The sequence below is a fragment of the Nostoc piscinale CENA21 genome (genome assembly GCF_001298445.1).
Lineage (GTDB): Bacteria > Cyanobacteriota > Cyanobacteriia > Cyanobacteriales > Nostocaceae > Nostoc_B > Nostoc_B piscinale_A.
Map to the genome: position 1 here is coordinate 6,794,776 of NZ_CP012036.1, position 23,450 is coordinate 6,818,225.

The following is a 23,450-nucleotide window of genomic DNA, read 5'->3' on the forward strand; positions in this document are numbered from 1 at the left end:
AGATCGTTAATTTTGCTGGGATATTATGTGAAATTTGAAAGTTGCTTTTTTATAAACAAGCGATCGCATCATCTCACAATAGACATAAATTAGTCCTCTCTCCTGCGAAGGAAGACAGGCAAATTTCATATTTTTCTAAACTTTGATGAGAGATTAATACAGGCGATCGCTTAGTTTTGAAAAAATTACAAAAATACAAAAGGGAGAAAGAAAAAGAAAGTTCTACTTTTAAATTTCCTTTTCTTTCTCAGCCTTAACTTGTCTTCAAACCTATGCTTTTATTAGAATTTTATTGACATTCTAATTAACTTACTCTTGGACTAAGATAAACTTTATTTTTAAAGTAAGTATCTATACCAAGATAGATATCAAAAATCTACTTTATAGGGGATGCGATCGTAAAATTATCAATACATTTAATGATGAGTTTGCTTATTTGAAAATTGTTAATTAAATTTTTGTTTTTTAATTTACAAAATCAGATTAAGATTGATAAATCGCTGAATTTATTTTATTTAAAAACTTTATTATCATGCCGCAATATTTTGGAAAACTCCCCACTACTAACCAACCTTGGCAAAAAGTTGGCAGAGTGGAATCAGTTAATCAAAAAGAACATATTATTAATTTGATATCTGGGAATTCATGCCTCAGCATCAGCATACTTGCAGCCAATCTAGTTAGAGTGCATTTTACACCCACTGGCGAATTTTTACCTTGTCGCCCTTGGGCAGTAACTATGGATGATGAAGAGTGGGAACAAATACCTTTTGAAGTAAAAGAAACTGAAACAACTTTAGAAATTACAACAGCAAAAATTCGCCTCTGTATCCAAAAGCAAAATTGCCATCTTACCTGCTTTGATTTAGAAAATCGACCTTTTGCCCAAGATGCAGATATAGGAATTGGTTGGCGTTTAGGTGCAGTTGCAGGCTGGAAGAAAATTGCAGCCGATGAGCATTTCTTTGGTTTTGGTGAACGCACAGGGTTTTTAGATAAACTCAGTCAAGTTAAAACCAACTGGACAACTGATGCTTTAGATTACGATGCACTCACCGATGAAATGTACCAAGCAATTCCATTTTTTATGGCTTTGCGTCCCAATGTCGGCTATGGCATTTTTTTCAATACTACCTTCTGGAGTCAATTTGATATCGGTGCAGCCCAACCCGGTGTGTGGAAAATGGAAACTCGCGGCGGTGAGTTGGACTATTACATTATCTATGGCCCTGAACCTGCGGAAATTCTTCGCACTTATACTCAGTTAACAGGAAGAATGTCTTTGCCGCCCAAATGGGCTTTAGGATATCACCAATGTCGTTGGAGTTATGATTCTGAAAATGTGGTGCGAGAATTAGCACAGGAATTTCGCCAACGGCGCATACCTTGTGATGTAATTCATTTGGATATCGACTATATGCGGGGTTACCGGGTGTTTACTTGGAGTCCTACGCGCTTTTCTAACCCAGCACAATTAATTGGAGACTTAGCAATAGATGGCTTTAAAACAGTCACAATTATCGACCCTGGGGTTAAGTATGAGCCAGAAGCAGATTATCACGTTTTTGACCAAGGATTAGCCCACGATTATTTTGTACGGAAAGTTGATGGAACTTTGTTTCACGGTTATGTTTGGCCAGAAAAAGCTGTATTTCCAGACTTTATGCGTGCTGATGTGCGTCATTGGTGGGGGAATCTACACAAAAGCCTGACAGATATTGGTGTAGCAGGAATTTGGAATGATATGAATGAACCTGCGATTGATAGTCGTCCCTTTGGAGATGGTGGGGAGAAGATTTGGTTTCCCTTGGATGCGCCGCAAGGGGGAGAAGGGGAGAATACAAATCACACTGAAGTGCATAATTTGTATGGGTTGATGATGGCAAAAGCCTGTTTTGAAGGGTTGCAACAGCATCGTCAACAAGAGCGTTCTTTTGTGTTAACTCGTTCTGGTTACGCTGGTGTGCAGCGTTGGTCTGCGGTGTGGATGGGCGACAACCATTCTTTGTGGGAACATTTAGAAATGTCCTTACCGATGCTGTGCAGTATGGGACGTTGCGGGTGGTGGGGTTTGGTTGGGTTGGCGATATTGGCGGATTTGCAGGAAACGCAACGGCGGAAATGTTTGCCCGTTGGATGCAGGTAGGAATGCTGTACCCCTTGATGCGTGGTCACTCAGCTATGTCTACAGCACGCCATGAACCTTGGGTATTTGGCGATCGCACCGAAAATATTTGTAGAGAATATATTAATCTGCGTTACCAGCTTTTGCCTTACATTTACAGTTTATTTTGGGAAGCAGCCACTACAGGCGCACCAATTTTAAGACCATTACTCTACCATTTTCCCAACGATCTCAAAACCTACACCCTTTATGATCAAGTGCTGTTAGGCGCATCACTCATGGCTGCACCAATTTATCGCCCTGGTGTGGAACATCGCGTAGTTTATTTACCCGCAGGTATTTGGTATGACTGGTGGAGTGGTGAATCTTATCAAGGCCCGACTCATATTCTCGCCCATGCACCACTAGAAAAAATGCCGCTTTATGTGCGTGGTGGTGCGGTGATTCCTATGCAGCCGGTTATGCAATATGTAGATGAATTTCCTTCTGATGAACTCCGCTTGCGGGTTTGGCCTGGTAATGGTGAATATAATTTTTATGAAGATGATGGACAAACATTTGAGTATCGCCATCAAAATTTTTCTCTCAGAAATATTACTGTAGTTACAAATATAAATCAAACAATAGTCAATATAAGTACAAGCGAGGGCAAATGGACACCAGGACAGCGACAAATTATTGTAGAACTTGTAGGCGTAGGCCAGCAGCAATTTTTAGATGATGGTCAACAACGAAGCTTGTCATTTTAATTAGCTAGAATCGGATTTTATGCTGTAATTACTTGTAGAGACAGGAAAAAAACCAAGCAGCAATCAGAGTTTCTTCTAGCTTCGCCAAAATCAAATAAGAGTTTTATTATATATAAGTGAAAAATTGTTAATTTATCATCATATCTGAGTCGAACAATAATACAAGATGTAAACGCGCAAAACACTAAAATCTTAGCAAGTTAGCCTAGTTATATATGCGGTAAAAAAAAATATCAATGTTAAACAGCAACCGCTTGCAGATGCAAGATGTACAGAATTCAATGGTAGTCAAGGTTGCAGCAGCGATCGCCTTCCTTGCTGGTAGTTTTGTCATGCTTGGGTGGATGTTCGACATTGAATTTTTCAAAACGGGCAACAACCCCGGCTTGTTCGTAATGAAAGCGAACACAGCATTATGTTTTATCTTATTAGGTGTGTCGTTGTGGCTGTTACAAATCAACAACAATAAGCAGACTGATGTTTATTTAAGTCAACCAGTCAAGCGAAAACAGCAAATTTATTTATGGCTGGTGAGAGTGTTTTGTTTCATCCCCATATTTCTTGGCTTACTCACAATCATTCAATATTTGTTTGGCTGGAATTTTGGCATTGATCAACTGCTGTTTCGAGATACACAAAATTTTGTTTTGTCATCTTATCCAGGACGGATGGGAATTAACACCGCCAGTAACTTTTTATGTTTGGGCTGTGCTTTAGAAATTTTGATCCATCCAAAAAGCGATCGCCACTATTGGTATAGTCAAATTCTGACTCTCATAGGTGGCGTAATTTCCTTAGAAGCACTGATTGGTTACACTTACAATATCAAAATTCTCTATATTTTCTTTCCTAACGGCACACCAATGGCATTACACACAGTATTTATATTTAGTGTGCTGTGTATAGGAATTCTCTGGTCAAGTACTGAAAAAGGATTTATGCGCGTCATTACCAGTAAAAGTTATGGCGGTTTACTGGCGCGTCGTTTATTAATAGCTGCGATCGCTGTACCTTTATTATTAGGCTGGTTAATTGTTCAAGGGCAACGAGCCGGACATTATCAACCAGCTTTTGCCATAGCAGTATTTGCACTAATTTTGATTGTTATTTTTGCTTTGTTAATTTGGCAATGTGCCGCTTTAGTAGAAAAGCTGTGGTACAAGCATGAACACACACAAACAGCACTCAGAGGCTATGAAGAAAAACTCAAAAGTTTCGTAGATGCGAACATCATTGGGATTGTGTTGGGTGATATTTATGGCAATATTCACCAAGCTAATGATGAATTTCTCAGAATGGTTGGTTATACCAGCGCAGATTTACTCGCAGGCCAATTAAAGCGGGATAAGATTACACCACTAGAATATCTGGATTTAGATGCACAAGCGATCGCCGAAGCTAAAACAAATATCAATGGCGCTTGTACACCATATAAAAAAGCATATATTCGCAAAGATGGTAGCCACATACCAGTGTTAGTTGGTTATGTTCTAGTAGGAGAACAACGGGAAGAATCTGTAGCCTTTATCCTGGACTTAACCGAACGCCAACAAGCACAAGAAACAATTGTCCAACTCAATCGAGACTTACAGAGGCGAGTTGTCGAGTTGCAAACCTTATTGGATGTGATTCCTATAGGAATTGGTATTGCGGAAGATCGTGAATGCAGAAATATTCGCGTTAACCCTTGTTTCGCCAAGCAACTGGGTATCTCAAAAGATGTGAATGCGTCTCTTACTGCACCTACCGAAGAACGACCGAACACATTTAAAGTTTACTGCGAAGGTCGAGAATTATTGCCAGAAGAACTACCAATGCAGTATGCAGCCGCGCATGGTGTAGAAGTTTTGGACTTTGAAGTAGATGTGATTCATGACAATGGCCGAGTCACCAACTTATTAGAATATGTTGCACCATTGTTTGACGAAGAAGGTAACAGCAGAGGTTGTATTGGGGCATTCTTAGATATTACCAGTCGCAAGCAAGCCGAAGAATTACAGCAAAAGCAGCGCCAATGGCTGGAAGATGTGTTAAATCTTATGCCTAGACCATTGCTGTTAATTGAACCAGAAAGCGCAAAGGTGACATTTGCTAATCGCGCAGCCAATGAGTTAGCAGGCGGTGAATTTCCCCAAGGCATACCAGCTGAGGAATATCACACAGCATATTATTATACAGATGTCACAGGCGATCGCATCCCCAATGAGCAAATGCCAGGGGTACGTGTTGCCCGTGGGGAACGGTTAGATGGTATAGAAGTAGACTGGCATACCAACACAGGCACATATTCTTTATTAATTTTTGCAGATACATTGCCAGCAATGCACGGTTATCCAGCTACCTGCATTTTCGTATTCCAAGATATTACTAAACTCAAGCAAGCTGAAAAAGCATTATCAATAGGTAATCAAAGGCTGCAATTACTATTTAGTACCGCCAGCGCCTTATTATCTAGCCAGCAACCAGTAGCACTCATTGACAGTGTTTTCTCTCACCTCCAAGAACAAATTAGTTTAGATGTTTACTTCAACTTTTTGATTGAGGATAATTCGCAAATAATGCGTCTCGCTTCCTATGGAGGCGTGACAGCAGAAATCGCCAAAGAAATTGAGTTTTTAGAATTTGGTCAAGCAGTCTGTGGTACAGTTGCCCAATATCGTCAATCAATTTACGTCGAAAATGTCGAGCAATCAACTGACCCTAAAACAGCATTAATTCGTTCTTTCGGTGTTAAGGCTTACTTCAGTTACCCCTTAATCGCTCAAGGTAAGTTGTTTGGGACTCTTTCTTTTGGCAGTTGTAGTCGTAATTTCTTCAGCGAAAATCAAAGAAGTGTAATGCAGGCGATTTGCGATCAAATTGCGATCGCAATGGAACGTGCAAGTTTAATTACTTCCTTGCAGCAGCAAACCGAGCAGTTGCAACAAGCTAACCGGATGAAAGATGAGTTTTTAGCAATACTTTCCCACGAATTGCGATCGCCCCTCAATGCAATTCTCGGCTGGGCGCAATTATTACGCAGCCGCAAACTCAACGAAACTCAAATTAGTAAGGCGCTAGAAACCATAGAACGGAATGCGAGGATGCAAACCCAAATGATTGAAGACTTACTCGATATCTCACGGATGATTCGCGGTAAGTTACGGCTAAAAGTCGCTACCTGTAATTTAATCACTATTATTGAATCCACAATTGAAACTGTCACTTTAGCAGCCCAAGCCAAAGAAATCGAGTTGCAATTTTTCCAGGCAAATCATGAAAAATCACAATTTTTAATTTCAGGTGATAGCGATCGCTTACAACAAATTATCTGGAATTTGCTATCAAATGCTATTAAATTTACACCCCAAGGCGGCAAAGTTGAAATTCAACTTGCCAGAAGTGTTACTCATCATTCCGAATCTATCAGTTACGCCCAAATTAAAATCATTGATACAGGTATAGGGATTAACAGCGAATTTCTACCTTACGTATTCGACCGCTTCCGTCAAGCGGACAGTTCCAGCACCAGGGCGCACGGTGGTTTAGGGTTAGGTTTAGCAATTGTGCGTCACTTAGTAGAGTTACATGGTGGTACTATCACTGTCGATAGCCCCGGAGAAGGACAAGGTACAACCTTTACAGTCAAATTACCCTTACTACTACCCAACAAAGAAACTATATCTGCACCAGTTAGCTTAACTGAAGCTCATACTGATGTTTTACCTGCGTCTCCCTCCCTAGCTGATGTGCGCGTCCTGGTTGTAGATGACGAAGCCGACACCAGGGAGTACATATCCACAGTACTGCAACAATGTCAAGCCCAAGTTAAAACCGTTAGTTCAGTCCCAGAAGCTTTACAAATGATTGCTCAGTGGCAACCAGATGTATTAGTTAGTGATATTGGTATGCCCGGTGAAGATGGCTATTCATTGATTCGCCAATTGCGATCGCAACCTCCAGAACAAGGCGGTAAAATTCCCGCCGCCGCCCTCACCGCCTACGCTAGAGGTGAAGACCGAATGCGTGTTATTCAAGCAGGTTTTCAACTACATCTACCTAAACCCATCGAACCAGCTGAATTAGCTACAGTAGTCGCCAGCTTAGTAGGTAGAACTTGACACTTCCCCTCATTTCCTAGAAGAAGGCAGAAGTTAAAAGGCAGGAGGCAGGAGGCCGATTAGTGGGACTTAATTCTTTTTGCAATCTACTCTTGCGGAAATTACTTCTCAGAAATTGTACTTATATTTAGCACTAATCATTACCAAAGATTAATGTCCGGTTTACGGTTTTTTCATCTCTCCTTATTAAACCGGATTTATATTTCATTCGCTAACTTTTCTTTTATTTCTGTATTGCCTACAGGAATCATTTTGCTCTGCCTAAACAAATAAGCACAAATGAAAAAGTCTAAATTTGCCAAACTTCTTCTACCTATTGCCTTACCAGCAGTATTTTTCGCTATCTTTAATAGCTCCCAAAAGCCACTTACTGCTCAAAGCTCAGTCAGCGTTCATTTAACAATGGGCAACCCCAGTGGTGCTGGCACTAGTAATCTAAATAACTACCTGTTACTTAACGGAGGTTCATCCACACGTACCTATGCACTTTCTTATAACTGTTCCAAAGGAATACCAAATTGGGTAAGTTGGCAGTTAAACTCATCATGGTTAGGCAGTACACCTCGCCAAGATAATTTTCGTGCAGACCCCAACATACCTGCGGGTTGCTATCAAGTCCAAGCAACTAGTTACTCAGGTAGCGGCTTTGATAGAGGACACATGACTCCTTCCGCCGATAGAACCAACTCCACTACCAGTAACTCTAGTACCTTCTTGATGACAAATTTCATTCCCCAAGCACCTGATAATAATCAAGGTATATGGTCAAATCTAGAAGATTACTGTAGAACTTTGGTCAGTCAAGGTAAAGAGCTTTATATTATTTCCGGTGGTTATGGCACTGGTGGAACAGGATCAAACGGTTTTAAAACCACAATTGATAGTGGTAGAATCTCTGTCCCTGCAAGAACTTGGAAAACTATTCTGGTTTTGGATAGACCAGGTTCAGGAGTTAGTGGTGTAACCACTAGCACAAGAGTAATTACTGTTGATATACCCAACGCCCAAGGCGTGAGAACTGCGAATTGGAGAAACTACAGAATTAGCGTTGATACATTAGAATCAATAACTGGATACGACTTCTTTTCTCAAATTTCTACTTCTACCCAGAGCGTAATTGAAGCTAAAGTTGACAATTTATAAACATAGTTAACTCAATTCATAAGCTAAAAAACATTTAGTTTGCATATTGACATTAGATTAAAGTCTTGTGGGCTGGGACAGAAAACCCTATCTTTTTATGCAAGTTAAATGTGCCACAGCTTATTATCTATTGTTGTAGGGACTTTTTATAAAACATCTCTACAACAATTTATTTGCTGTTCAAAACCCTTAAACTCAGGTTTCTATAACTTTTGTCGAAACTCCAGCTAAATCGTTAGCAGCAGTTTTACCAATAATATAGACATCAATACTTATCGAACCTAAACGATAAACTTTGATATTTGTGAGATTATCTTTTAAGGTTTTGATCAGCGTTTGGAACTTCTGTACATTTTGTTTTTGAAGTTCATCATGCCATTCTTGCTCTTCAGCACAATTACGAAAAAAATAATCTAATTCTACTGTTTCAATTGGTGTTTCTAAGGGGTGATTTGTTAACTGAAGAAGTTTTTGATTAGTTAAACTTTCTTGACCTTCTCCAGACCAAAAAACAACTTCAAAGGGATATTCTGACTCACTCATCATCAGCAAATCATAAGAAGTTTGCTGGATCTGTTGTATAACATTATTATTCATATACTTCAGCAAGTAACAATAAATTAAACCTTAAGAATTAGAACATATTTAGAAAAATTTTCTCAAATTTTAACACTATTCTAAGAACTGGGGCGATCGCTCAATTTTTCTGTCAGAATATTGAGTTTCCTGGCGACTGTCCCTAAAGCATACGTAAGAATTATACTTTGTTGATAATCAACGAGGATTTAAATATGTCACCTTGGACTAGTCTGATCACTGCTTTAACACTAGTGCTGTACTCCGTTATCACAATTAACGTTGGTCGAGCTAGAGCAAAATATAAAGTTATGCCTCCCCAAATGACAGGCGACCCCAACTTTGAAAGAGTACTAAGGGTTCAGCAAAATACTCTAGAACAAACTATTTTATTTCTCCCAGGCTTATGGTTGTTTTCTATTTACATCAACCCATTGTGGGGGGCAGTAATTGGTGCTATTTGGCTCATAGGTCGCATTGTCTATGCTTGGGGATACTATCAGGCCGCAGAAAAAAGAATGATTGGTTTTGCCATTACTACGGTGAGTGGAATGGTGCTGCTTCTAGGTTCGCTAATTGGCATCATTCTCGCTTTGGTGAAGTCATAAACTACTGTAGAGTTTGAATTTGTGTAATCAGCCGATTGAATTTCTAAACTATAAAGTAGGGTGGGCATTTTCAGTAAAAATATCGATAAACCTGAAATATATTAGTGAATGCTCACCTTAAAGATACTTAATTTTTGCCAAAATCAAATATTAATACTGGAGAAAATTGATATGATAGCCTGTTTACAATTTGCCCTCAATTTATCAAATAGTTTTAGTTTCTGCCTTCAAAGAAAATCAGGTACTAGATTCAGCAAAGTCTCTTTTTGTTAAGGTATTTCTCTAAAGCTTTACACAGGCTCATACTTGATCAATATTTTCATACTCCAGTTAGATGAAACCTATACTCATGGAAAGAGGTAAGTATCAGTATATTTGTTAAAATTATACTTTGATGTTAAATAAGGTAAATTTAAGGGAATACTAAGCGCAGTTAAAATATTTAGACTATAACTGCGATGTTAGCTTTATCTGACAAAGTGTTCTCTTTGACTGGCTATCGAATTTTAGAACAAATCTATTGTGGTAGCAAAACCCTAGTTTATCGAGGAATTCAAGAACAAAACCAACAAGCAGTAGTAATTAAACTAATCCGAAATGAATATCCTACCTTCAGTGAAATTGCTCAATTTCGGAATCAATATACAATTACTAAGGATCTCAATTTACCAGGAATAGTCAAACATCTTTGTTTAGAGAACTATCGCAATCGCTATGCCTTAATCATGGAGGACTTTGGCGGCCTATCGCTCAAAGATTGGGGCAGACATAATAAAGCTGTACAAGAATCTGGGATTACACTACAAGAATTTTTTCCTATTGCTATTGCGATCGCATCTATTTTAGAAAGTTTACATCGTCATCGGATTATTCATAAAGATATCAAACCCGCAAATATACTGATTAATCCTCATACTTTAGAAATCAAAATTATCGACTTCAGTATTGCTACCCTCCTACCAAGAGAAGTTCAATATCTGACAAATCCCAACGTCTTAGAAGGAACACTAGCGTATATATCTCCTGAGCAAACAGGTAGAATGAATCGTGGTATTGATTACCGCAGTGATTTTTACTCTTTAGGTGTCACCTTTTTTGAACTCCTCACCGGACAGTTACCCTTCAACAACACTGAACCGATGGAGTTAGTTCACGCGCATATTGCTAAACAACCACCAACCGTACATCAAATTAATCCTAATCATCCGCCAATTTTATCAGCCATTGTCAACAAATTAATGGCTAAAAATGCTGAAGATCGCTATCAAAGTGCGTACGGACTCAGGTATGACTTGGAACTTTGCTATCAGCAATGGCAAAAAAGCGGTAACATAGCTACCTTTGAGTTAGCAACTAAAGATGTTTCTGACCGATTTCTCATCCCCGAAAAACTCTATGGTCGTGAGAAAGAAGTTGCTACCTTACTTGCAGCTTTTGAGCGAGTTGCTAAAGGTACAACAGAAATGATTCTCGTCGCTGGTTTTTCTGGAATTGGAAAAACCGCCGTAGTCAATGAAGTACACAAACCAATTGCCAGACAACGTAGTTATTTTATCAAAGGTAAATTTGATCAATTCCAACGAGATGTTCCCTTATCAGCATTAGTCCAGGCTTTTCAAGATTTGATAGGACAAATCTTAGTAGAAACTGATATTCAAATTCGCCAATGGAAAGACAAAATTCTCTCAGCATTGGGTGAACAAGCCCAAGTAATTATCGATGTAATTCCGGCTCTAGAACAAATTATTGATAAACAGCCAGCCGTTACAGAACTTTCTGGAACTGCTGCTCAGAATCGATTTAATTTGTTGTTTCAAAGGTTTATCCAGGTATTCAGTACTAAAGAGCATCCTTTAGTAATTTTTTTGGATGATTTACAATGGGCAGACTCAGCTTCTTTGAAGTTGATACAACTCTTAATGAGTCAAATTTCAACAAGCAATAAAGAGCCTAATTTAGTTACACCTGAACTCACAAATAACTTGTGGAACCCTGTATTTGAGGGTGAAGTTTGGGAAGATGAGACTGACCAAAAAATTACCCAAACAGAAGGAAATTTTTTATTAATTGGTGCATATCGTGATAACGAAGTTTATCCAGCACATCCATTTTGCTTAACATTGCAACAGCTTGAAAAAGCAGGAGCAAAAATTAATCAAATTACCCTAGCTCCTCTCCATCAAATTCACTTAAATACCTTGATTAGCGATACTTTACATTGCCCTCAAGCAATGTCTATGAATTTGGGTCAAATGGTGTTTGCTAAAACCAAAGGTAATCCCTTCTTTACGACTCAATTTTTGAAGTCACTGCATCAAGATGGCATAATTAAATTTAACTTTGATTTAGGTTACTGGCAGTATGATTTGGCAGCAATACAAGCATTAGTTCTGACTGATGATGTTGTCGATTTTATGGCACTGCAAATAGAAAAATTGCCAAAATTGACACAGAATGTATTAAAGATGGCTGCTTGTATTGGACATGAGTTTGACTTAAAAACTCTGGCGATCGTCAATGAAAAATCTGTAGTAGATACAGCTTCAGATATATGGATAGCCTTACATGAAGGAATCATTTTACCTCAAACTGATGTTTATAAATTGTTTCAAAATGATTATAAATTAGAAGGTAATACTTCAGCTTCTAACTCTCCAGAATTTTTCAACAATAGTTTTGCAGTTCCGAAATACAAATTTATTCATGATAGGGTACAACAAGCTGCTTATTCTTTAATTTCGGAAAGTCAGAAGCAGGAAACTCATTTAAAAATTGGCTTGTTACTCTTCAATAGCATTCCAGTAGCAGAGCGTGAGGATAAGATTTTTCAGATTGTCAATCAATTTAATGTTGCATTAGAACTCATTACCGAGAAGGAACAGCGTGATGAACTAGCACAAATGAATTTTTTGGCTGGACGTAAAGCTTTAACCTCAACAGCTTATACAGCAGCAATTAAGTATTTAACAACTGGAATCACCCTCCTATCATCTGATAGCTGGCAAACACAATATGAACTTTCGTTAACTTTGTATGAAACAGCAGCAGAAGCAGCATACCTAGCTGGTGAATTTGAGCAGATGGAGCAATTAATTGATGTTGTATTAGCACAAGCTAAAACTCTTCTAGAGCAAGTAAAAGTCTATGAAGTCAAAATTCAAGCTTACGGCGCACAAAATAAAGCATTAGAAGCTGTTAACACGGCGCTCACTGTTTTGCAAAAATTGGGTGTCGAATTTCCGCAAAATCCGAGTCAATCTGATGTGCAATTAGCTATAGCAGAATTATCTGTAAATTTAGCTGGTAGACGCATTGAAGACTTATCGAAATTACCAGAAATGATGGATAACCAAGCTATGGCAGCTATGCGTATCTTAGTTAGTGCTGCGGGTTTTGTATATCAAGCTGTTCCAGAACTTTACTTACTGTTTGCGGCGGCAGAAATCAATTTATCACTCAAATTTGGTAACACTTCTTTATCTTCCTGTGCATACGTCATATATGGTTTGATTCTTTGTGGTGTTCTGGAAGACATTGAGTCTGGCTATGAGTTTGGCAAACTAGCATTAAGTCTACTGACTAAGTTTAATTCTAAAGAAGTTAATCCTAAGACTTTACTAACATTTAACACCGCTATTCGACATTGGAAAGAACATGCTAGAAATGTTTTAACATCTTTATTAGAAAGTTATACTGTGGCGATGGAAACAGGAGATTTAGAATTTGCAGCTTATTCTATTCATGCTTATTCTTTTTCTTCCTATTTAATTGGTAAAGAACTAATAGGACTTGAAAGAGAAATTAGAAATTATAGCAATGTTATCAAACAAATCAAACAACAAACAGTATTTTATTGGAATGAAATTTATAGGCAAACTGTTTTAAATTTGTTAGGAGCAGACGATGATCCCACTATATTAATTGGAGAAGCATATAATGAAATACAAACACTACCTGTTCATCTTGAAAATAATGATGGAATTGGACTCATTGATTTTTACATCAATAAGCTATATCTAAATTATTTATTTCAAGATTTCACCCAAGCAATTGCAAATGCAAATTTAGCAGAAAATTATCTCCATAGTGGTACAGGACAATTAATTATTCCATTTTTTCGTTTTTATGATTCTCTGTCCAGACTAGCCATTTATCATAATGCTTCTCATTCTGAGAAACAGAATATTCTTGATAGAGTCGAAAATAATCAAGAAAAAATAAAGCGTTGGTCAGATCATGCCTCGATGAATTATCTGCATAAATTTTATTTGGTTGAGGCAGAAAAATATCGTGTTACAGGTAAATATCTCGAAGCTATCGAATCTTATGATCGCGCTATTTCTCTTGCTAAAGAAAACGAGTACATCAATGAAGAAGCTCTGGCTAATGAACTAGCAGCTAGATTCTATTTAGAATGGGGCAAAGAGAAAATCGCTCAAACCTATCTCACTGATGCTTATTATTGCTATGTTCGTTGGGGAGCAAAGGCAAAAGTAGATGATTTGGCAACACGCTATCCTCAATTACTTATGCCCATACTTCAGCAAGAAAAACTGAGTTTTCAAGTAGCTGAAAGAATCACTATTTCTACTTATCAATCTCTATCAAATCAAAATACCTATCCAACCTTCATTGGTTCTAAAACAAGTGTTTCGGAATCACTAGACTTAGCTTCTGTGATCAAAGCTTCTCAAACACTCTCTGGAGAAATTGAGATGGATCAATTGCTGTCTAAATTAATGCAAGTTGTGATGGAAAATGCCGGAGCATCTAAATCTGCTTTGATTTTAAGTGCAAATAATAACTCAGAATTAAGGATTGTGGCTCTCAGTTCTAGTGAAAATTTTGCATCTATTTCTACACAATTACCATCAATTTATGCGGAGTCTAGTAATGATATTCCAATTACTTTGATTAAATACGTTAACCGCATTAAAGAAGTGTTTGTAGTTGATGATGCGAAGACTGTTGATTTCTTAGCGGAAGACCGCTACATTATCAGTAAGCAGCCTAAAAGTCTTTTGTGTATTCCAATTATAAACCAAGGTAAATTGCTGGGCATTCTTTACCTGGAAAATAGTCTAACTACAGGAGCATTTACCCACGATCGAGTTGAAGTTTTAAAACTGCTGACTACTCAAGCGGCTATTTCCTTAGAAAATGCTATGCTCTACAATAATCTTGCTCAGGCAAATCAAAACTTAGAGGAATATAACCATAGCTTAGAAGTAAAAGTAGAAGCTAGAACCCAAGAGCTACACAATAAAAATCAACATCTACAGGAAGCATTGCAAGAATTACAACGCACACAAACCCAGTTAATTCAAAGCGAAAAAATGTCTTCATTGGGTCAAATGGTGGCGGGAATTGCTCATGAAATTAATAACCCAATTAACTTTATTCATGGCAATATTGCTCATGCTAGTGAATATGTCAAAGATTTGCTAGAATTACTGGCTATTTATCAGCAAGAATGTTCTCATCCTTCCGATTTATTAACCACAAAATTTGCAGAAATTGATGTAGAGTTCTTGTCTGAAGATTTGCTGAAAATTCTCGATTCTATGGAAGTGGGCAGTTCTCGGATTCGGAATATAGTTTTAGGTTTGCGTAACTTCTCACGCTTGGATGAGTCAGAAATGAAGACTGTTGATATTCATGAAGGTATTGATAACACCTTGATGATTTTACAGCACAGACTCAAAGCAAAAAGTGAGACTTTGGAAATAGAAGTAATTAAAGAATATGCGAAAATACCTGAAATCAGTTGTTATGCTGGTCAACTGAATCAGGTATTTATGAATATTTTGAGTAATGCGATTGATGCTTTGAATGAGTCAAGGGCTAATATTCATAGACCCCAAATTCATATTTGTACTGCTCTAAAAGACCCAAATACTTTGCAAGTTCGTATTGCTGATAATGGTTGTGGAATGCCTGAAGCAGTTAAGAAGAAAATCTTTGACCCATTTTTTACTACAAAACCTGTTGGGAGTGGTACAGGGTTGGGTTTATCTATTAGTTATCAGGTGATTGTAGACAAGCACAAGGGTCAGTTAATTTGCGATTCTACCCCCGGTAAAGGAACTGAATTTGCGATTGAAATACCAATCAAGCAGTAATCCCAGGGTATGAGATGTTGGTATTAACGGGCTGGTGTAGTTACTTTAGATACTAGAGAGCTTGGACGCATACGCCGCCCTTGAATTATCATCTTGACTCCATTAGCTGGAGCAAGGGTAAAACCTCGACGCTGGAGTTTTTCTGGTGTCTTTTCCGCCAAAGTCAGTTGGTAGTTTGAAAGCAGTGTTGCCAATACTAACTTCATTTCAAACATACCCAAAGCTTGACCAATACAACTACGGGCACCACCGCCAAAAGGGATAAATTCATAAGGAGAAAATTGACGTTCTAAAAAACGTTCTGGCTTAAACTGCTGAGGTTGGGGGTATAAGTCTTGGCGATGATGAGTTAAATAAACGCTAGTAAGAAGCACAGTACCAGGCTCTAAGGCATATCCCAACAATTCAACAGGTTCTTGAACCACCCTAGGCATTGTCACCATCACGGAAGGATGAATCCGCAAAGTTTCATTACAGACAGCACTTAGATAAGGAAGTCTGAAAATTTCCATTGAGTCTGGATGATCACCCAAAGTATCAATTTCTTTAAGCAGCTTTTGATAGACTTCCGGTTGACGATGTATCCAGTACAGAGCCCAAGCCATTGTTGTAGCTGTAGTTTCATACCCAGCTAGTATTAAAGTCATCAATTCATCTCGTAACTCTTCATCGGTCATTGAGTTGCCCATCTCATCTTTAGCTGACATCAATAATGAGAGGATATCGATACGCTCAAGATTGTTTTTTTTCTCGACGTTCAGCAATTTCAGCGTAGATTAGTTCATCAATTTGCTGTCTTTGAGACAAAAATCGACCCCAAGGACTCCAACTTCCTAAATTTTTTTGTAAGAAGGAAAACAACAAAAAGCCAGAAGTTACTGGAGATATAAAATTATCCATCAGCGACATTAATAGACGCTTGAGTTTTTGGCAACGTTCTCCTTCATATAAACCAAATACGGCCTGCAACATAATTTGCAAGGAAATTTCCTGCATAACAAAGCGAGCAGAGAAAGGTTCATTCAGTGGTAACTGACTATAGATGTTTTCCGTCAGCTTAGACATCAAAGAGCCATAAGCTCGCATCCGTTCTCCGTGAAAGGGGGGCATAGCAATCTGTCGCCGTCGTTTGTGGCGATCGCCACTAAGCATAAGGAGTGAATAGTTCCCTAACAAGGGTTGTAGAATTCTGTTTTTTTCACCAAGAGCTGCAAACTTCTTCCGTCCCACACTTTGTATAGTTCCAGACGCATCATTGGTAAAAATTTCCTGTATTGCCTGGGGATGATTGACGAAAACTACAGTTTCTCCAAAACCAACTATCTCGGCTGTAAAAATATCAGGATGCTGTTGGGCTGCACTTTCAAAATATTTGACTGGGTTCGCTGCCCACTGGAGTTTTTGCAGAAGAGCAGGCGTTTTTAAAGTATTAGGTAGCGACATATAATTTCTCCTAGCCAACTTGTATTGGTATTTGATTTTTTATGTTTCCTGTTTGATAACGACCAGAATGACAAGACCAGTCAAAGTTGCCGCGTATCCAGGTATGTAGTCCTGATAAATATTTGCTAACTTCATCATTAATTTCTTTCTTGAAATATGGAATGGTCGCTTGTAAATCCAGGAATGACTTCAACTCTTGATTGTGCATATCTGCAACAATTGAAACTGCTTGATTCAAAGGTATTCTATGTTGATAATGCAGCACTATAATCGAGTTATGAACATCGCCATTAGCTATTTCTTTTGGTACTGAAAATATATCATTACACCAACATATAATTTTATTAGTCATCAATCTTAGTCTATTGATAATTTCATGATTTCTGACAAAATCACTTACTAAATGATGGTTGCAAAATTCGCCGAGATCAATACTAATATCAACTGCTGAACTTAATAAATGTATCATTTCATAATTGTCAAGATTAGGTATAGTTTGACTGGCACGGTTAATTGCTTCTAACATGCAACCATCAAAGTATTTCTTCACAGATATTACAAAGTAATTGAAACTTTTTGTATCTCCTATTTGGAGCATTCTCTGTCTCAGATTACTTAAAGCTTTACTCAGAGGTATATCCTGTTGATTAGTTTCCGCTCCATACAAGATTTCTAAAAATCTCCTATGTAAACCCTTTAGTAGTTCAGGCTGTTGACCTAAATGAGAATTATCACATTGGTCATCTAAAACAAACAACCAACTCATCCAATCATTAGCAATTTTTAGTTCTTCAAATTGGCAATAAGGATATGTATATGAAGCTAACAAGAAAAATTTTGCTTTAGAGAAATGCTGATATTCTGTTGGATTTGTTAATAGATTGAATTGCTGTACCCATTCAAAAGAATAATCCTCTAAGACATCGACATATTTATTAATTTGAAAAGGAAATGGGCAGTATAAATCGGGAAAAACCAACTTTTCCATAAGTCCTCTGTAATTGTAATAAATTCTAAATTACTGAAGTTTTAGATAGTGGCTAATTCGGAGATTGACACTTGCACTGACAATACTTGCAGCAACTAAATTATGCAGATAGAAACCAAATATTTAACTCTATATTGATGCTTAATTTACTTTGCAGTTATAATAAAATAGCTGCAAAAATACATGTTAATTTTGCAGAGAAATATTTGATATCTGCGTATACGAAAATAGTCTCACACAGAGCCAGCTTTAAGCGATGAGCGATAAGTAGCTAAATATTCAGCAATAGCTACTAAAAGAAACTCACCAATTAATTAGATTTGCTAAAGTATTGTCGAAACTTTAATGAACAGCACCTTGATTTTTATCCTGCGTTTTATGCAGTATAAAACTTTTTTTTGTTTGTCTATGCCACTATATTAAAAATCTCTTGAGACTTTGTTTAACGAAGTTTTAAACTCAAGACTTAACCTGTTTCATTATTTTTTAATACTTTCAAATAAAAGATAACAGTAATTTTGTGTAATTAGTTAAGTTAAACTATATATTTTTAATACAATGTAAAATAAAACACTAGATTAATATAAGTATTTCTAAATTAATTTAATAAATTGCTTTAAGAAATTGATTAAATTTATTCTTTTTATAAAAATTTTATCTTTATACAAGCAATACTAGCATTTTAAATCACTTATTTTTCCAGTATTATTACGATATTGTCATAAATCTCTGACATATTACTGATTGAGACAGATAACACTTACTTAAAAAATATCAAAAAATTATGAAATATCTTAATATTTATATATTTTTCTTACTTATAGTAGATGAAAAAGTAAAGAAATACACAAAGTTACAATTATTACTTGCAAAAAAAGATACATTCAGTATTAGTTATTATCCCTCAAAAGATAGTTGAAAAATCTAAGCTTTTATGAATGTCTTATTTACTCAGTTACAGTATGGGCTAGGTCAATTTTTATGGCTCAAAGTTGCAGTTTAGAAGGGTTTCTCTTTCAGCTTGATAAAATAAGTCTATTATCTAGCAGAAAAGATTTTCTTTAAATGCCGACATTGGCTGATCAAGGTCAATATCAAAGAAATTGTTATTAGCAGTATAAGATATAACGATAAATATCAAGCAAATAAGCATGTTCTCATAAGTGATTACTATGAAAAGTTTCAATTTCCAGCTTTTAGCTATGGGCTGGAATAGCGATCGCATCTTGCAGCACGAGGCTATTAATGTGAATAGCAACTCCATCAAAGAGTTCCATCAGTTATGGGGTGTAAGTAATCGGTAAAATGGGTGTGTCTGTAAATCATCTCAAGACACCCAATTAGCCAATCTGTATGTTCTCAACAGCTGATTTTCTTCAATACACCCAGTGGTCGGGTATTGCTACATTAGTATTTGCGGCCTTAGCAATACTGGCTTTTCTTTTTAAATGGGGCATTCGCTTTCGGCTGGTAGGTACAACTGGCTTTATGCTGGTGCTAACAAGCGGGTTATTTGCTCTATCTTTAGTACCCTTAAGTCGCACAGTGATTCCGGGAGCCGAAAAATATACGTTGGTTTATGATAATGGTTCCACACAAACAGTAATTTCCATTAATCCAGAAATTTCCCCTTCAGCTTTAGAAGCAACCTTGCGTCAAGCCGCCAGTAATTTATATTCTTATGGTCGTTTAGGTAAACAAGGCGATAATTCTTTGACAATTCGCGCTCGTACCTTGGTGCATCCTGAACCTGGAGTTTCTGTACCACTTTACCTTGGTCAAATTAAACGCAATCTGGCTTCAAGGGAAGATGCGAATATGTCAATTGAGATTTACACAGATAAATTTGCTCAATTGCCAAAGCCTACGGCTTAGGGACTTCCAACTCAAAAAGGAATAGTGCATTCACTTTCAGCACATAGCCCTCAGACTGAAGTCTGGGGCTATATAAACTAAACCCGCCTGCGCGGGTTACAAGATAGTCCGAGTAAGTAGCCACTGAACTTGTCGAAGTGCAGAATGTGGGTTGTATAGCCGTGAATTCCATTCGTTGGGGCTAGGTGCAAGATGTGAATATCCTCTTTTGAAAACCTTCACCTATCCCTACACCCTCCTCCAAAACTTCTCACTACGTAAGTCCTAACGGTGACTGTGGGGCGATCACATTATCTAAATTATTTCATTTTTCTGCTAACTTATACGTATATTCCCTAACAGCAAAGTCTGGTTTTTGTGTTCCGGGAGACATCAATTTTTTTTTTGTATTTGACTATACAATAGAGATTATTTTTAGATTAAGATATTACTTACTAATTTCATCAATGGAAAAATGTTTAGTGTGTGCTGGTCGTAAGTGATGGTGAGTTTTGTTGATAGGCGACTGCCTTCTCTAAATATTATGTAATCCTACTAGCATCAATACAAATTCAGGTTTTGCCTAACTAGTTATTATATGCCCCATCAATCAGCTACTACGTTGTCTACTCAAACATCTAGTTCATTATCGGCACTGGCGATCGCTCCGGCAAAAGTCATCCGTGGATCTGGAGTATTGTCAGCAGCACCAGCAGAGATTGCCCTTTTAGGTAGTCGTCCTTTAATAGTTGCGGGCAATCAAACTCTAGCCCTGACTCAAAATACTTTACAACCAATTTTAGAGCAACAACAGTTGCATACTGCTCAAGCTTCATACGGTGCAGATTGTTCAGAAGCAACTTTGAAATCTTTACGCAAGGCAGCGAAAGAACACAAAGCCGACATGATTATTGGTGTTGGTGGCGGTAAAGCATTAGATACGGCAAAACTAGTTGCTTATCAGTTGCAGTTACCAGTGGTGACAATTCCGACTTCCGCCGCTACTTGTGCAGCTTGGACAGCCCTCTCCAATGTGTATTCTGAGGCGGGGGCTTTTTTGTATGATGTGGCGCTGTCTCGCTGTCCTGATTTATTAATTCTGGACTATGATTTGATTGCCACAGCACCACAATATACATTAGTAGCTGGCATTGGGGATGCGATCGCTAAATGGTACGAAGCCTCGGTGAGTAGCGGACATTTACAGCAGACTTTAATTATTGCCGCAGTCCAACAGGCCAGAGTTTTACGCGATATCTTATTCCAAAAATCAGCCGCAGCCTTAGAAAAACCAGGCAGTGAAGTTTGGCAAGAAGTTGTTGATGCAACCGTTTTACTAGCCGGAGTCATCGGCGGATTGGGTGGGGCGCAGTGTCGCACCGTTGCCGCCCATGCTGTACACAACGGCTTAACTCACATTGCCGGACACAGCAGCATCCACGGCGAAAAAGTCGCATTTGGCATTTTAGTGCAACTGCGTTTAGAAGAAATGATTTTGGGTAATCAGTTAGCCACGACTGCTAGGCAACAGTTGTTAAAGTTTTATGCAGAGATTGGCTTGCCCCAAAAATTAGATGATCTGGGATTAGGCAACATTAAATTAAGTGAGTTAAAAACCGCAGCCGAAATTTCCCTAGTACCAAATTCGGATATTCACCGCTTACCTTTCAAGGTAGGACTAGAACAGCTGATGGCCGCGATGGTTTCGACTACTGCACCCACAGACAGCCGAGAATCAAGCAGTCGGGTAGCAGTAAAGGCAATTGATCAGCCAATTGAGGGGTAAAAAATTTCTGGCTGGCAAAATAACACCCGATGTTTTTGCCAAGATTAGCCAAAGTCAGATTTTGCTCACTTATGAATTTCTCAAATTTATCCACAGCCGCCAACTGAAGATGTATGAGAGAAATTTTACACACAAATCAACTGTATCAAGAAGTGGTACATCAATGACACTGAATTGGATTGCCCCAGCAGAACGTATACAGAAACTGCCAGCTTATGTATTTGCCCGCCTGGATGAACTTAAAGCTAAGGCACGGGAACAAGGATTGGATTTGATTGATTTGGGGATGGGGAACCCGGATGGCCCCACACCCCAACCAGTCGTAGAAGCTGCGATCGCCGCTTTGCAAAATCCCGCCAATCACGGTTATCCGCCCTTTGAAGGAACTGCGAGTTTTCGCCGTGCCATCACCATTGGTACAATCGCCGCTATGGTGTCGTGCTTGATCCTGACAGCGAAGCCTTACCGCTACTCGGTTCTAAAGAGGGATTAGGACATTTGGCAATGGCCTATATTAACCCTGGTGATGTCGTTTTAGTGCCGTCACCAGCTTATCCTGCTCATTTTCGGGGGCCTGTAATTGCTGGGGCGCAAGTCCATAACTTGATTCTCAAACCGGAAAATGATTGGTTGATTGATTTAGCGGCCATTCCTGAAGAAGTTGCCCAAAAAGCTAAAATTCTCTATTTCAATTATCCCAGTAATCCCACTGCTGCCACTGCACCGCGAGAATTTTTTGAGGAAATTGTTGCCTTTGCCCGGAAATACGAAATTCTCTTGGTGCATGATTTATGTTATGCCGAGTTAGCTTTTGATGGCTATCAACCCACGAGTTTGTTAGAAATTCCTGGCGCAAAAGAAATTGGTGTGGAGTTTCATACCTTATCTAAAACTTATAATATGGCTGGTTGGCGGGTAGGTTTTGTTGTCGGCAACAGCCAAATTATCCAAGGTTTGCGGACGCTGAAAACCAACTTGGATTACGGGATTTTTGCCGCCTTGCAAACAGCCGCCGAAACCGCCCTACAATTGCCAGATGTTTATTTACACGAAGTTCAACAGCGTTACCGCACCCGCCGCGACTTTCTCATTCAAGGTTTAGGTGAGTTGGGTTGGGATATTCCCAAAACCAAAGCCACCATGTATCTTTGGGTGAAATGTCCTGTGGGTACAACTTCCACCGATTTTGCCTTGAATGTATTGCAACAAACAGGCGTGGTAGTGACTCCTGGTAATGCCTTTGGGGTTGCGGGTGAAGGTTATGTGCGGATTAGTTTAATTGCAGATTGCGATCGCTTAGGTGAAGCTTTACACCGCTTTAAACAAGCTGGTATCTCATATCAATCGGAAAAATTAGTTTCTGTGCCACTTTAATAAGTGACATGAGATTTTAACTACTAACGCCCCCACTACACTATAGTGGGGAGTTAACTTCAAAAATTATGGGATTCCTACTGTTTTAATTGGGCAAGTTGGGGAAAAAATTGTTCTTTGCTTAATGAAATTCATCTTGTGAATTTGATGTAAAAATTGTTATCTAGGCTGCAATATTGTATTTGCAAAGCTAATTGGTCAATAGCTATAGTTTTTCTATACCTTGCAATGAGCTAATTGTTGATATTTATAGTTAGACAAATTTTTTTGAGAAATTTTATTTGGTTTTTCATAATATTTTTACAATACAGAAATCTGGTTGGGAATTTTATGCTAATTTCCGAATCAGGAGCTATCTGCCCGTATCAATTCGCTCATCACTACTGAAAAGCAAAATTAGATAAACTGCGGAATTTTAGCATAATTGTTTATATTTACAGCAAAAAAATTGCGCTTACTCCAGATATCAAATCACACAGAACAAATTTCAGTAACCAAAGTCTTATATACTAGACATGAATTTAATCGGTTTGAATTTGTCGTTAATTATGATACAAAGACTATTAATCTTGAGATGAAATA

The 23,450-nt window shown here is 38.1% G+C and carries 11 protein-coding genes and 2 pseudogenes; 10 read left to right on the forward strand and 3 right to left on the reverse strand.

From position 1 onward, the window contains the following. Positions 1 to 532: 532 nt before the first annotated feature. The 4 genes from ACX27_RS29285 to ACX27_RS29295 all read left to right on the forward strand — a co-directional run bounded on the left by ACX27_RS29285 (position 533) and on the right by ACX27_RS29295 (position 8,117). Positions 533 to 2,146: a glycoside hydrolase family 31 protein gene (locus tag ACX27_RS29285; protein ID WP_418006498.1), complete on the forward strand. Its 1,614-nt coding sequence runs from the start codon at positions 533 to 535 to the stop codon at positions 2,144 to 2,146. Next, the gene (locus tag ACX27_RS35925) at positions 2,062 to 2,874 is read left to right on the forward strand and encodes a glycoside hydrolase family 31 protein (protein WP_418006500.1); all 813 of its coding nucleotides are present in this window, start codon (positions 2,062 to 2,064) and stop codon (positions 2,872 to 2,874) included. The genes ACX27_RS29285 and ACX27_RS35925 overlap by 85 nt, the downstream gene beginning before the upstream one ends. Positions 2,875 to 3,110: 236 nt before the next feature. Next, positions 3,111 to 6,974 (forward strand): ATP-binding protein, encoded by a 3,864-nt coding sequence (locus tag ACX27_RS29290; RefSeq protein WP_062297703.1) that lies wholly within the window; start codon positions 3,111 to 3,113, stop codon positions 6,972 to 6,974. 279 nt (positions 6,975 to 7,253) lie between these two features. Further along, positions 7,254 to 8,117 carry a DNA/RNA non-specific endonuclease gene (locus ACX27_RS29295; protein WP_062297705.1) on the forward strand — a complete coding sequence of 288 codons (864 nt, stop codon included), beginning with the start codon at positions 7,254 to 7,256 and terminating at the stop codon, positions 8,115 to 8,117. A 195-nt stretch (positions 8,118 to 8,312) separates the two neighbouring features. Here ACX27_RS29295 and ACX27_RS29300 read toward each other — a convergent pair whose 3' ends face one another. After that, complete coding sequence (locus ACX27_RS29300) at positions 8,313 to 8,714, reverse strand: nuclease A inhibitor family protein (RefSeq protein ID WP_062297708.1); 402 nt, start codon at positions 8,712 to 8,714, stop codon at positions 8,313 to 8,315. A gap of 194 nt (positions 8,715 to 8,908) precedes the next feature. Between ACX27_RS29300 and ACX27_RS29305 the strand changes: the two genes are divergently transcribed. Together ACX27_RS29305 and ACX27_RS29310 are read left to right on the forward strand one after the other, a co-directional pair. Next, the gene (locus ACX27_RS29305) at positions 8,909 to 9,301 is read left to right on the forward strand and encodes an MAPEG family protein (RefSeq protein ID WP_062297710.1); all 393 of its coding nucleotides are present in this window, start codon (positions 8,909 to 8,911) and stop codon (positions 9,299 to 9,301) included. Positions 9,302 to 9,759: 458 nt separating this feature from the next. Continuing rightward, entirely contained in the window at positions 9,760 to 15,423 is a 5,664-nt protein-coding gene (locus ACX27_RS29310) for a trifunctional serine/threonine-protein kinase/ATP-binding protein/sensor histidine kinase (protein ID WP_062297716.1), read from the forward strand. A 23-nt stretch (positions 15,424 to 15,446) separates the two neighbouring features. Here ACX27_RS29310 and ACX27_RS29315 read toward each other — a convergent pair. Next, positions 15,447 to 16,866: pseudogene (locus ACX27_RS29315) on the reverse strand (cytochrome P450). Positions 16,867 to 16,876: 10 nt separating this feature from the next. Further along, complete coding sequence (locus tag ACX27_RS29320) at positions 16,877 to 17,854, reverse strand: terpene synthase family protein (RefSeq protein ID WP_062297718.1); 978 nt, start codon at positions 17,852 to 17,854, stop codon at positions 16,877 to 16,879. Positions 17,855 to 19,026: 1,172 nt separating this feature from the next. On the opposite strand from ACX27_RS29320, the gene ACX27_RS35050 reads away from it, so the two are divergent. The 4 genes and pseudogenes from ACX27_RS35050 (at position 19,027) to ACX27_RS29335 (ending at position 22,868) form a co-directional block, all read left to right on the forward strand. Then, entirely contained in the window at positions 19,027 to 19,158 is a 132-nt protein-coding gene (locus ACX27_RS35050) for a hypothetical protein (protein ID WP_256364369.1), read from the forward strand. Between the two features lie 49 nt (positions 19,159 to 19,207). Next, complete coding sequence (locus ACX27_RS29325) at positions 19,208 to 19,729, forward strand: Ycf51 family protein (protein WP_062297720.1); 522 nt, start codon at positions 19,208 to 19,210, stop codon at positions 19,727 to 19,729. Between the two features lie 577 nt (positions 19,730 to 20,306). Then, a complete protein-coding gene (locus ACX27_RS29330) occupies positions 20,307 to 21,494 on the forward strand; it encodes an iron-containing alcohol dehydrogenase family protein (RefSeq protein WP_062297722.1) in 1,188 nt (395 codons plus the stop codon). 163 nt (positions 21,495 to 21,657) lie between these two features. Further along, positions 21,658 to 22,868 (forward strand): annotated as a pseudogene (locus tag ACX27_RS29335) (aspartate aminotransferase). Positions 22,869 to 23,450: the final 582 nt, after the last annotated feature.

Coding starts and splice junctions, on each gene's coding strand:
- ACX27_RS29285 (WP_418006498.1), top strand. CDS start 533: ATGCCGCAATATTTTGGAAAACTCCCCACTACTAACCAACCTTGGCAA.
- ACX27_RS29290 (WP_062297703.1), top strand. CDS start 3,111: ATGTTAAACAGCAACCGCTTGCAGATGCAAGATGTACAGAATTCAATG.
- ACX27_RS29295 (WP_062297705.1), top strand. CDS start 7,254: ATGAAAAAGTCTAAATTTGCCAAACTTCTTCTACCTATTGCCTTACCA.
- ACX27_RS29300 (WP_062297708.1), bottom strand. CDS start 8,714: ATGAATAATAATGTTATACAACAGATCCAGCAAACTTCTTATGATTTG.
- ACX27_RS29305 (WP_062297710.1), top strand. CDS start 8,909: ATGTCACCTTGGACTAGTCTGATCACTGCTTTAACACTAGTGCTGTAC.
- ACX27_RS29310 (WP_062297716.1), top strand. CDS start 9,760: ATGTTAGCTTTATCTGACAAAGTGTTCTCTTTGACTGGCTATCGAATT.
- ACX27_RS29320 (WP_062297718.1), bottom strand. CDS start 17,854: ATGGAAAAGTTGGTTTTTCCCGATTTATACTGCCCATTTCCTTTTCAA.
- ACX27_RS35050 (WP_256364369.1), top strand. CDS start 19,027: ATGAAAAGTTTCAATTTCCAGCTTTTAGCTATGGGCTGGAATAGCGAT.
- ACX27_RS29325 (WP_062297720.1), top strand. CDS start 19,208: ATGTTCTCAACAGCTGATTTTCTTCAATACACCCAGTGGTCGGGTATT.
- ACX27_RS29330 (WP_062297722.1), top strand. CDS start 20,307: ATGCCCCATCAATCAGCTACTACGTTGTCTACTCAAACATCTAGTTCA.